The organism is Sphingopyxis sp., assembly GCF_035565275.1.
In the GTDB taxonomy this organism is placed as follows: domain Bacteria; phylum Pseudomonadota; class Alphaproteobacteria; order Sphingomonadales; family Sphingomonadaceae; genus Sphingopyxis.
The window spans coordinates 1-10,655 of record NZ_DATMST010000278.1 but is presented as its reverse complement, the minus strand read 5'-3'; the positions used below and the strand labels follow the sequence as shown (position 1 = coordinate 10,655).

Genomic DNA, 10,655 nt, shown 5'->3' with positions numbered 1-10,655 from the left:
GCCATAGTCGAGGTTACCCGCGAGCATGTCTTCCATCAGGTCTTCGGCACCGACCTTGTCGGCGCCGGCGGCCAGCGCCTTGTCGGCATTGTCGCCGCGCGCGAACACGGCAACCTTGACGTCCTTGCCGGTACCGGCGGGGAGCGTCACGACGCCGCGGACCATCTGGTCGGCGTGGCGCGGATCGACGCCGAGGTTCATCGCGATTTCGAGCGTTTCGTCGAACTTGGCCGAGGCCAGCTCGCGAACGGTCTTGATCGCTTCGTCGACGGCGTGAAGCTTCAGCGCGTCAACCTTGCCCTCGAGGGCCTTCTGCTTCTTGGTCAGCTTTGCCATCGGATCAGCCCTCCGTCACTTCGAGGCCCATCGAGCGCGCGCTGCCCTCGATGATCTTCGTTGCCTGTTCCAGGTCGTTCGCGTTGAGATCCTTCATCTTGATCTCGGCGATTTCGGTCAGCTTCGAACGGGCGATCTTGCCGCCGCTGATCTTGCCCGGCTCCTTCGAACCCGCCTTCAGGTTCGCGGCCTTCTTGATCAGGTAGGTTGCCGGCGGCGTCTTCGTGACGAACGAAAAGCTCTTGTCGGCAAAGACTGTGATGATGGTCGGGGTCGGGGTGCCCTTTTCCATGGAATCGGTCGCGGCGTTGAACGCCTTGCAGAATTCCATGATGTTGACGCCGCGCTGACCGAGCGCCGGCCCAAGCGGCGGCGACGGGTTGGCGGTGCCAGCGGGCACCTGCAGCTTGATGTAGCCGCTGATCTTCTTGGCCATGATGGCCTCCTTTCTTTCTGTTGCCCCGGATCAGATCCGTGGCTCAAAATTAGCGGTCGAACAGAAGGGCATCACCCCTTCCTCCCGCGCGGAATCACGCCCTTGTCTGACGCGAAGCGGCGCGCATAGGCGCAAACGCCTCCAAAAACAAGCCTTATGCGCCCGGCGCGGGCGGCGTGACGCGGATCAGCCCTTCCTGCACCGCCGAGGCAATCAGCGTGCCGTCGCGGCGATAGATCAGCCCGCGGTTGATCCCGCGGCTGCCGCCCGTCCAGTCGCTGTCCATCACATAGACGAACCAGTCGTCGAGGCGGATATCGGCGTGGAACCACATCGCGTGATCGAGGCTGGTCGAGAACAGTCCGGGCGTCGACCAGGTGAAGCCGTGCGGCAACAGCGACGAGGACAGCAGCCCCATATCGGACACATAGGCGAGAAAGGCGCGGTGCAGCAGCGGATCGTCGCCGATCGGCGCGGCAAGCCGGTACCATTGATAATGCGTCGTGCCCTTTTCGGTCGACGGCGGACGAAAGCTGCGGATTTCAAAGGGTCGCAGGCGCGCCATGCGGTCGAGCTGCGCGTCGCTGACATTGGGGTCCGCGGCGACTCCCTCGACGAATTCGGCGCATTCCTCCGGCGGCATCACATCGGGCATCGGAACCTGATGCGTGGCGCCCGGCTCGGGTGCATGGAAGGACGCGGTGAGGTTGAAGATCACCTTGCCATCCTGCCGCACGACAACGCGGCGGTTGGCGAAGCTGCGCCCGTCGAAATCGCGGTGCACGCGGAAATGAAGCGGTTTCGCCTCGTCGCCGCCGCGCAGGAAATAGGCATGGAGCGAATGCGCGGCCTTGGCGGGGTCGACAGTGCGCGCCGCGGCGACCATCGCCTGCGCGATCACCTGTCCGCCGAAGATGCGCTGACGGGTCGGCTTGTTAAAGGCAGGAAAGGTGAATTCGTCGGGTTCTTCGGCGGGGACGAGATCGAACAGACGGGTGACGCCGCGCACGACCTGTTCCGGCGAAAAGCTCGCCTGGATTTCGCGCACGCGGTCCAGTCGAGCCTGCATCTCTTCGGGAGTGAGGCTCATGCGCTGGTTCCATTCGAGCGATTACGCGCGCCCTGCAAGGCGCGCCGGTATTATTTGAAGCGTTCGACCTGTTCGAAGTCGAGTTCGACCGGGGTGGCGCGACCGAAGATCGATACCGACACCTTGACGCGCGCCTTTTCGAAATCGAGTTCCTCGACCAGCCCGTTGAAGCTGGCGAAGGGACCGTCGAGCACCTTGACCTGATCGCCGATTTCGTAATCGACGCGGATTTCCTGCTTCGGACGCGCCGCGGCCTCTTCCTTGCTGTTGAGGATACGCGCGGCTTCGGCTTCGCTGATCGCCTGCGGCTTGCCCATCGAGCCGAGGAAGCCCGTCACCTTCGGCGTGTTCTTGACGAGGTGATAGATATCGTCGGTCATCGTCAGCTTGGCGAGGACATAGCCGGGGAAGAATTTGCGTTCGGCCTGCACCTTCTTGCCGCGCTTCACCTCGGTCACCGTCTCGACGGGCACTTCGACCGCTTCGACGAAGTCGGTGAGGCCCATGCGTTCGGCTTCGGCAAGCACCGAATCGCGAACCTTGTTCTCGAAACCCGAATAGGCGTGAATGATGTACCAGCGCGCCATGTGTATCCGTATCCTGTCCCTGTAGCCGCGGCGATTAGCGCGCGAGCGACGTCAGCCAGCTGACGATCGCGTTGAAAACCGTGTCGACGCCGAAAAAGAACAGCGAAAGGATCGTCGTCATGATGAGCACCATGATCGTCGTCTGCACCGTTTCGCGGCCGGTGGGCCACACGATCTTGCGGGCTTCGGCGCGCACCTGATTGATGAACTCAGCCGGGCTGGTCTTCGCCATGTCGATCGTCCTGTCCTTTAACGTCTTCGGTTCGGGCCAGATGGGTTGCCGCCCGTCACGCGTCAAGCGTGCTTTGGGCAATAGTCCGCCCACCCTCCCCGGGCATGCCGGCGAAAGGCGGAAGAAAAACGGCGCATCTGTCCGAATGAAAGCGGCCTTTACTTGGGCCGCGCGGCGAATGCAAGTCAAAGGCGGGCGAGCTCGCGGCGCATCCAGACGAGCAGGCCGGCCATGATAATCCACGCGGTCGTCGGCTGGAGCGCGAACAGCAGATGCAGCTCGCGCGCCGCCGCCTTGCCGTTCTGCGGATCGAAGCCGACGAGGTCGAGCAGCGCATAACTGACCGCGATCGCGGCGGCGACGCCGAATTTCTGCATCAGGTTCAGAAGCGCGAAGAGAAAGGCCGAGCGATTGCGCCCGCAACGCACGGTATCGCCCGGGATCAGGTCGGCGAGCATCGAGTAGGTGAAGAGCAGGCCGACGAAACCGGTCCCGAGCATCAGCGAGAAGCCGACCGCCTGCCCGAGCCCGCGCGGTTCCTGCGCGAGCGTCGCGAGCAGCAACCCGCCGATCAGCAATCCCATCGCGATCATCATCGGCGGCTTGCCGAACCGCCGCGCAAGAAAGGTCCAGACCGGCGACGCCAGCGCCCCGCCGATGAAGCTTGCAAAGAGCAGCACGGCGCTCTGCGCGTCGAGATCGAGCACCGCGGCGGCGAAGAACACGAAAAGCGAGGTCAGCGATCCGAAAGCGAAGCTGTTGAGGAACTGCACGCCAAGCAGCAGCATCAGCGGCGGGAACGCCAGCGACGCGCGGATTTCGTGTCGCCAGCCGATGCCGGGTTCCGCCACCACGGCACGCGGCGGAACCCGGCGGATCGCAAACAGCGCGACGGGCGCCATGAGCAGGAACAGGCTTGCATAGGCCATGATCCGCCCCTGCAGACTGAGCCCCGGGATCAGCAGTTGCGCCGCCGCCGGGGCGGCGAACGCCAGGATCAGTGCGATCTTCGCGAACCAGTCGCGCATCCCGTAGAGGAGCGCGCTGTCGGCCGGCGTGCGCACCAGCGCGGCGCCCCACGACAGTTGCGCGACGTCGTAGAGGCTGTAGCTGGAATAGAAGAGCACCATCATCAGGAACAGCGCGGCAAAGGGCAGCCGGTCGCCCACCGTCACCAGCGCGAGCAGCAGCAAGGCGAGTGGCGCGATCGCAAGCAGCATCCAGCGCCGGTGCGCGCCGAGTCCGGTCCGCACGCGGTCGACCATCGTACCGATCAGCGGATCGACAACGCCGTCCCAGATGGTGGTGAGCGAGAAGAGCAACCCGACGAGCGCCACCGAAATCGCCCCGCCTTCGGCAATATAGGGCGGCAGATAGACGCTGAACGGCAGCCCGAGCATTACGGTCGGCCCCGCGGTGGCGGCATAGGCCGCCACCGTACGCGGGCGCAGTGCGGAGGTTTCGTCGACCGGTACAGTCGATGGCAGGGCGGTACTGGCCAAGATACGAAGCTCCCGAAACAGGAAGCCGCAAGATTTCAGTTATTTACAATTGTGTCAACAGGGGCAGGATTGCCATTGAGTGAAATCCACGTCGCCCTTTGTCAGCCTGAGGGTACACGCACGCTTCCGTCTATAATTCCTTCAGCACAAGGACGACGGTGGCGGGTTGCCCAACGATCTCCAACGTGACGCCCGATCCGATGCTGCCTTTCAGCCGGGCGCGCAGCTCCATGCATGCGGCACCCGCGGCCTTCGATCCATGTGCCTTCATTCCCGCCACAAGAAAGAGTTTCGACCCGACCCGATGATGCTCATGACCGGCTGTATCGCATGCCCTTTCAAAACAAACTCCGGCCGGGACGCTGCGCCGGATTCCGGTCCCCGACCGAACGAATGATCGCTGGCAAGGGAGTGCAATTGTTGCGATCCGGATAGCCGGCACAAAGCCCGAAACGGCCAATCCTTCGATCATCACGTCGTTCAAAGCCGCCGCCAGCGAGTTATCCCGTGCAATGTTCCCGCGAAGCGGAAACGACGTGGAAGATGGGAGTGACGTCGGCTTCACAGAGCCGCGCCGCCTTTTCGATCGACGCTGATCAGCCCTACCGGATCTTGAAATGCGAAAGGAACGGCTGGAGCCGCCAGTCGATCTGCTCGCTATCCAGCCATTCGACCTCGATGCCCATCAGCGTATTGAGCATGGAATCGCCGACGACAATATCGAAGAACAGGCGCGCGGCGGCGTCAGGGCGGTCAATCTCGGCCTTGCCCGTTGCGGCCCATTCGGCGAACAGCTCGATCAGTTCCTCCAGCGCAGGCACATGAAGATCGAGGTAAATCTGCATCGCGAATTCGTGATCGCGCAGACTTTCGGATATCAGCATCCGCATCAGGGCAACGGCGTGCGGCGATTCCATCAGTTCGCTCTGGCGATGCGCATAACGCTTCAGGATTTCGACGCTCGACAGTCCCCGGGTCGCGTCCTCATCAAGCGACCGCAGCATGGCTTCGTCGCACCAGCGAGTCGCGATCGCACGAAGCAGCCCCTGCTTGTTGCCGAACAGTTCATAGAGGGTCGCCAGCGAACCGCCCGAGCGCTTGACGATTTCGGCAAGGCTGGTGCGTTCATAGCCTTGTTCGAGGAACAGCGTTTCAGCCGCGTCGAGAATGGCTTCCTGCCGCCGTTCGCGTGGTGATGATCTATCCATTTGACATAAAGTCGATTCCGACATGCCCAATTGCGATCCCCTCTCTTGCCCTTTTTTGTAATTTAAATTACACCGCGCCTCAGCGCAAGCTTTTGCGTATATAACAATCCCGCACAACTGCGATTTTTCAGGGGTTCATATGAGTCGCGTTCGTCCTCTCAGCTGCGCCGTCGGCGCTGCGCTGGCCTTGTTGCTGGCTTCCTGCTCGTCCGAAGCCCCCCCCGCGCCCCCGCCGCCCGAGGTCAATATCGTGACGATCCGGACGCAGGCGGTGCCCAACGTCATCGAGCTTCCGGGCCGGGTCCAGGCGTATCGCACGTCCGAAGTGCGCGCACGCGTCAACGGTATCGTCGAGCGTCGCCTGTTCAACGAAGGCAGCTATGTCCGGGCCGGGACCCCCCTGTTCCGGATCGATCCGCGCGAACTTATCGCAACTGCCAACGCGGCGCGCGCACAGCTCGCCCGCGCGCAGGCAACCGCCGCAAACGCCAGGCAGGTTGTCGGTCGTTATCAGCCGCTGCTCGCCGACCAGGCGATCGGCAAGCAGGAATATGACGCTGCGGTCGCCGCGCAGCGGACCGCCGAAGCCGACGTCGCCGCGGCGCAGGCCAATCTCGAATCGGCACGGCTGAACCTTGGCTACGCGTCGGTCATTGCGCCGATTTCGGGCCGGGCGCGGCGCGCCGAAGTCACCGAAGGCGCGCTGGTCACCGCGGCGCAGGGAACGCTGCTCACGACGATCGAGCAAATCGACCGCGTCTATGTCAATTTCGGGCAATCGAGCTCCGACCTGCTGGCGATCCGCGGCGACATGGGGTCGGGCAAGGTCAGCGTGCCGCAACTCGAACGCGTCGAGGTGCAGTTGATCCTCGAGGACGGCACCGCCTACCCGGTCATCGGCCACCTCGACTTCCTCGACCTGTCGATCGACGAGGCGACGGGCACCGCCGCGCTGCGCGCCGAATTCCCGAACCCGACCTCCGCGCTGCTCCCCGGCCAGTTCGTTCGCGCGCGCATCTTTGCCGGCAACCGCGCCGACGGCGTGCTGATCCCGCAGCGCGCGGTCAAGCTGGCCGCCGATGCCGCGAGCGTGATGGTCCTCGACGCCAAGAATGTCGCGACGCCGCGCCCGGTGAAGCTGGGCACGATGGTCGCGGGCCAGTGGGCGATCCTCGATGGGCTGAAACCCGGCGACAGGGTGATCGTCGACGGGCTGCAAAAGGTTCAGCCGGGCCAGCCCGTACGGGTCGCCCCGGTCAAGGGGGCGCAATCGGCGCCGACGACGAAGCGCTGATTCGATGACCCCCCGCTTTTTCATCGACCGGCCCATCTTTTCCTGGGTCATCGCCATCGGCATCCTGCTGTCGGGCATTATTGCGCTGCGCGGGCTTCCCGTGGAGCAATATCCGACGGTCGCACCGCCGTCGCTGACGATCGGCGTCACCTATCCGGGTGCCGATGCGAGCACGCTCGAGCAGAATGTCACGCAGGTCATCGAGCAGGAACTGAACGGGGTCGAGGGTTTCCTCTACATGGCCTCGACCAGCGAATCGAACGGCACTGCGTCGATCACCCTGACCTTTGAGGCGGGGACCGACATCGACAATGCGCAGATGGAGGTCCAGAACCGCCTGCGCCGCGTCGAGCAGCGTCTTCCCGAAGACGTTCGCCGCCAGGGCATCTCGGTAACCGAAGCCAACGCAGGCTTCCTGCTGATCGTCGCGATCACGTCGAAGAGCGGCAACACCGACCCGATGGAGATCAACAACTTCGCCAACACGCGCGTGCTCGACGAGCTGCGCCGCGTGAACGGGGTCGGCAACGTCCAGGCCTTTGCGCCCGAATATGCGATGCGCATCTGGCTCGACCCGCAGAAGCTCGCTTCGTACAATCTGTCGGCGGCCGAAGCGCTGGGCGCCGTGCAGGAACAGAATAGCCAGACCCCGGGCGGCCAGCTCGGCGACCAGCCGATCGCCAAGGGCGCACAGCTCAACGCCGTGATCACGACGCAGGGTCGCTTCACCAAGCCCGAACAGTTCGAAAGCATCATCCTGCGCGCCAATCCCGACGGGTCGGCGGTGACGCTGGGCGACGTCGGCCGCGTCGAACTGGGCGCGGCGAGCTATCTCTTCTCGTCCGAACTCAACGGCAAGCCGATGGCCGGCCTTGCCGTCCAGCTGACCCCCGGCGCCAACGCGCTGTCGACCGCCGAAGGCATCCGTGCCCAGATGGACGAGCTGTCGAAGGGCTTTCCGCCCGACGTCACCTGGTCGATCCCCTATGACACGACCCCCTTCATCAGCCTGTCGATCGAGGAAGTGGTCAAGACGCTGGCCGAGGCGATGCTGCTCGTCTTCCTCGTCATGTTCCTGTTCCTCCAGAACTGGCGCGCGACGGTCATTCCGACCGTTGTCGTGCCGATCGCGCTCGCGGGCGCATGCCTCGGCCTCTGGATGTTCGGCTTTTCGATCAACGTGCTGACGCTGTTCGGCATGGTGCTGGCAATCGGCATCCTCGTCGACGACGCGATCGTCGTGATCGAGAATGTCGAGCGCATCATGAACGAGGAGCATCTGCCGCCCTATGAGGCGACGGTGAAGGCGATGAGCCAGATCACCTCGGCGATCATCGGCATCACGCTGGTGCTGATCGCGGTGTTCATCCCGATGGCCTTCTTCCCCGGGTCGACCGGCGGCATCTATCGCCAGTTCTCGATGACGCTCGCAATCTCGATCGCCTTCTCTGCGCTGCTCGCGCTGACGCTGACCCCGGCGCTGTGCGCGACGCTGCTCAAGCCGCATGACCAGACCGCGCGCAAGGGCCGCATCGGCGAATTTTTCGACCGCTTTTTCGCCGGGTTCAACCGCTGGTTCGGCCGCACGACCGACCGCTATCAGGGCGGCGTCGGCAAGATGCTGGCAACGCCGCTGCGCTGGCTCGGCGTGTTCGTGGCGATGGTCGCGGTGACCGCGCTGCTCTTTTTCCGCCTGCCCGGATCCTTTCTGCCGCAGGAAGACCAGGGCTATCTGGTGACCGTCATCCAGGCGCCGCCGGGCGCAACGACGCAGCGCACCAACGAGGCGACGAAGCAGGTCAAGGCCTTCTTCGCCGAACAGCCGCAGGTCGCCAACGTGGTGTCGGTCAACGGGTTCAGCTTCTTTGGCCAGGGCCAGGCGAATGCGATCATGTTCACCCCGCTGAAACCGTGGAGCGAGCGCAAGGGCGAAGGCGACAGCGCCGACGCGATCGCGGGCAAGGCGATGGGTGCCTATTCGAACATCAAGGAGGCGTTCGCCTTCTCGCTGAGCCCGCCGTCGATCCCCGAACTCGGCACCTCGAGCGGCTTTACCTTCAAGCTGCAGGACCGCGGCGGCAACGGGCGCGATGCGCTGATCGCCGCGCGCAACCAGATGCTCGGCGGCGCGATGCAGAGCAAGCTGCTCGCCAACGTCCGTCCCGAGGGGCAGGAGGACGCACCGGTGCTGAAGGTCGATATCGACCGCATCCAGGCGCGCGCGCTCGGCCTGTCGATCGGCGACGTCAACGCGACGCTCGCGATCAGCTTCGGCAGCGCCTATGCCAACGACTTCACCCGCGAGGGCCGCGTGTTGCGCGTGCTGCTGCAGGCCGACGCCGCGAGCCGGATGACCCCGCAGGACGTGCTCGACCTGCGCGTCCGCAGCGCGAACGGCGACATGGTGCCCTTCGGTTCGTTCAGCAAGGCCGAATGGTCGGCCGAAGCGCCGCAGCTCCAGCGCTACAACGGCTATCCCGCGATGACGATTTCAGGCGAACCTTCGCCGGGTCAGTCGACCGGCGAGGCGATGGCCGAGATGGAGCGGCTTGCGTCCCAGCTTCCTGCCGGATTCTCGTTCGAGTGGACGGGCATCTCCTATGAGGAGAAGCAGTCGGCGGGACAGATCGGCATGCTGCTCGGCCTGTCGCTCGTCGTCGTGTTCCTGCTGCTCGCCGCGCTCTACGAAAGCTGGGCGGTGCCCGTTGCCGTGTTGCTGGTGGTACCGCTAGGCGTGCTCGGCGCGGTGCTGTTTTCGATGCTGCGCGGACTTTCGGCCGACATCTATTTCAACGTCGGGCTGATCACGATCATCGGGCTCGCGGCGAAGAATGCGATCCTGATCGTCGAATTCGCGATCGAGCAGGAGGCCGAGGGCAAATCGACGCTCGATGCGGTGATGGAAGCGGTCAAGCTGCGCCTCCGCCCGATCATCATGACCAGCCTCGCCTTCATCCTCGGTATGGTGCCACTCGTCATCGCGAGCGGGGCTGGCGCGGCAAGCCGCATCGCGGTCGGATCGGGCGTGATGGGCGGGATGATCGCCGCGACCTTGCTCGGCATCTTCTTCATCCCGCTTTTCTACCTCTCGGTGCGCAAGTGGATCAGCCGCAAGCGGCCGCCCGCACCCGCCGAAAAAGGACATCATGAGGAACCCGGCCATGCGTAACCTGATCGCGCTGCTCGCGGCGACGACGCTCGCCGGATGCGTCAACATGGCGCCGAAGCACGAGCGCCCGCCGCTGTCGACCGCCGCGGACTATCCGGCCGAATTCGCGGGCGACGTGACGCTCGGCCAGCGGGCGACCGATGTCGCATGGCGCGACTTCTTTGCCGATCCGCAGCTCGAGGTGCTGATCGCGCAGGCGATCGAGCGCAATCGCGACCTTGCCGTCGCGATCGCGCAGATCGAGGAGGCGCGCGGGCTGTACCGCATCCAGGACGCCGATCGCCTGCCGACGGTGGGCGCGAGCGCCGATGCGACGCGGTCGCGCAGCCAGCTTGTTCCGGGCACCGGGACTGCGACGATCAACCGCTATTCGGTCGGGGTCGGCGTGACGTCGTTCGAGCTCGATTTCTGGGGGCGCGTCAAGAATCTCTCCGAAGCCGCGCGCAGCCAGTATCTCGCGACCGAGGCGGCCGAACGGGCGTTCCGGCTCGCGCTTGTCCGCGATGTCGCGTCGACCTATTTTTCCTCGCGCGGCGCCGAGGAACAGATCGAGCTCGCCGAAGCGACGGTGACGAGCCGCAAGGAGGGCCTTCGCATCGCCAAGCGCCGGCTCGACGCCGGCGTGACCTCGGCGCTCGACTATCGCCAGTCCGAAACGCTGCTGACGCAGGCCGAGACGCAGCTCGCGAGCCTCAAATTGGGCAAGGCCCAAGCCGACAATTTCCTCGCCGTGCTGACCGGCGGCCCCGTCGCCGGCCCCCTGCCCGCGCCGCTGCCGCTCGTCGCGCAGGGCCAGTCGCC

10 protein-coding genes and 1 pseudogene are annotated in these 10,655 nt (G+C 64.6%); 3 read left to right on the top strand and 8 right to left on the bottom strand.

Annotation, left to right across the window (positions count from 1 at the left end):
* The 8 genes and pseudogenes from VN047_RS18620 to VN047_RS18585 all read right to left on the bottom strand — a co-directional run.
* Positions 1–336: pseudogene (locus tag VN047_RS18620) on the bottom strand (50S ribosomal protein L1); the annotation flags it as partial.
* Between the two features lie 4 nt (positions 337–340).
* The gene (gene rplK / locus VN047_RS18615; protein ID WP_325545309.1) at positions 341–772 is read right to left on the bottom strand and encodes a 50S ribosomal protein L11; all 432 of its coding nucleotides are present in this window, start codon (positions 770–772) and stop codon (positions 341–343) included.
* A 154-nt stretch (positions 773–926) separates the two neighbouring features.
* The gene (locus VN047_RS18610; RefSeq protein WP_325545307.1) at positions 927–1,862 is read right to left on the bottom strand and encodes an acyl-CoA thioesterase II; all 936 of its coding nucleotides are present in this window, start codon (positions 1,860–1,862) and stop codon (positions 927–929) included.
* A 50-nt stretch (positions 1,863–1,912) separates the two neighbouring features.
* A complete protein-coding gene (nusG, locus tag VN047_RS18605; protein ID WP_325545305.1) occupies positions 1,913–2,449 on the bottom strand; it encodes a transcription termination/antitermination protein NusG in 537 nt (178 codons plus the stop codon).
* A 34-nt stretch (positions 2,450–2,483) separates the two neighbouring features.
* Positions 2,484–2,681 (bottom strand): preprotein translocase subunit SecE, encoded by a 198-nt coding sequence (gene secE / locus VN047_RS18600; RefSeq protein ID WP_137752919.1) that lies wholly within the window; start codon positions 2,679–2,681, stop codon positions 2,484–2,486.
* Between the two features lie 185 nt (positions 2,682–2,866).
* Positions 2,867–4,183 carry an MFS transporter gene (locus VN047_RS18595; RefSeq protein ID WP_325545301.1) on the bottom strand — a complete coding sequence of 439 codons (1,317 nt, stop codon included), beginning with the start codon at positions 4,181–4,183 and terminating at the stop codon, positions 2,867–2,869.
* Between the two features lie 130 nt (positions 4,184–4,313).
* Positions 4,314–4,667, bottom strand: a complete 354-nt coding sequence (locus VN047_RS18590) for a hypothetical protein (RefSeq protein WP_325545299.1) — start codon at positions 4,665–4,667, stop codon at positions 4,314–4,316.
* A 118-nt stretch (positions 4,668–4,785) separates the two neighbouring features.
* Complete coding sequence (locus VN047_RS18585; protein WP_325545297.1) at positions 4,786–5,391, bottom strand: TetR/AcrR family transcriptional regulator; 606 nt, start codon at positions 5,389–5,391, stop codon at positions 4,786–4,788.
* A 139-nt stretch (positions 5,392–5,530) separates the two neighbouring features.
* Here VN047_RS18585 and VN047_RS18580 point away from each other — a divergent pair, with 139 nt between their 5' ends.
* The 3 genes from VN047_RS18580 to VN047_RS18570 form a co-directional block, all read left to right on the top strand.
* Positions 5,531–6,685 carry an efflux RND transporter periplasmic adaptor subunit gene (locus VN047_RS18580; RefSeq protein ID WP_325545295.1) on the top strand — a complete coding sequence of 385 codons (1,155 nt, stop codon included), beginning with the start codon at positions 5,531–5,533 and terminating at the stop codon, positions 6,683–6,685.
* 4 nt (positions 6,686–6,689) lie between these two features.
* A complete protein-coding gene (locus tag VN047_RS18575; protein WP_325545293.1) occupies positions 6,690–9,854 on the top strand; it encodes an efflux RND transporter permease subunit in 3,165 nt (1,054 codons plus the stop codon).
* The coding region (locus VN047_RS18570; protein ID WP_325545291.1) for a TolC family protein at positions 9,847–10,655 on the top strand (809 nt) is incomplete at its 3' end. The genes VN047_RS18575 and VN047_RS18570, both read left to right, overlap by 8 nt.

What these genes read in the sequence shown, in the direction of transcription:
- VN047_RS18610 (WP_325545307.1), bottom strand. Translation starts at nt 1,862, where the DNA reads ATGAGCCTCACTCCCGAAGAGATGCAGGCTCGACTGGACCGCGTGCGC.
- secE (WP_137752919.1), bottom strand. Translation starts at nt 2,681, where the DNA reads ATGGCGAAGACCAGCCCGGCTGAGTTCATCAATCAGGTGCGCGCCGAA.
- VN047_RS18575 (WP_325545293.1), top strand. Translation starts at nt 6,690, where the DNA reads ATGACCCCCCGCTTTTTCATCGACCGGCCCATCTTTTCCTGGGTCATC.
- VN047_RS18580 (WP_325545295.1), top strand. Translation starts at nt 5,531, where the DNA reads ATGAGTCGCGTTCGTCCTCTCAGCTGCGCCGTCGGCGCTGCGCTGGCC.
- rplK (WP_325545309.1), bottom strand. Translation starts at nt 772, where the DNA reads ATGGCCAAGAAGATCAGCGGCTACATCAAGCTGCAGGTGCCCGCTGGC.
- nusG (WP_325545305.1), bottom strand. Translation starts at nt 2,449, where the DNA reads ATGGCGCGCTGGTACATCATTCACGCCTATTCGGGTTTCGAGAACAAG.
- VN047_RS18585 (WP_325545297.1), bottom strand. Translation starts at nt 5,391, where the DNA reads ATGGATAGATCATCACCACGCGAACGGCGGCAGGAAGCCATTCTCGAC.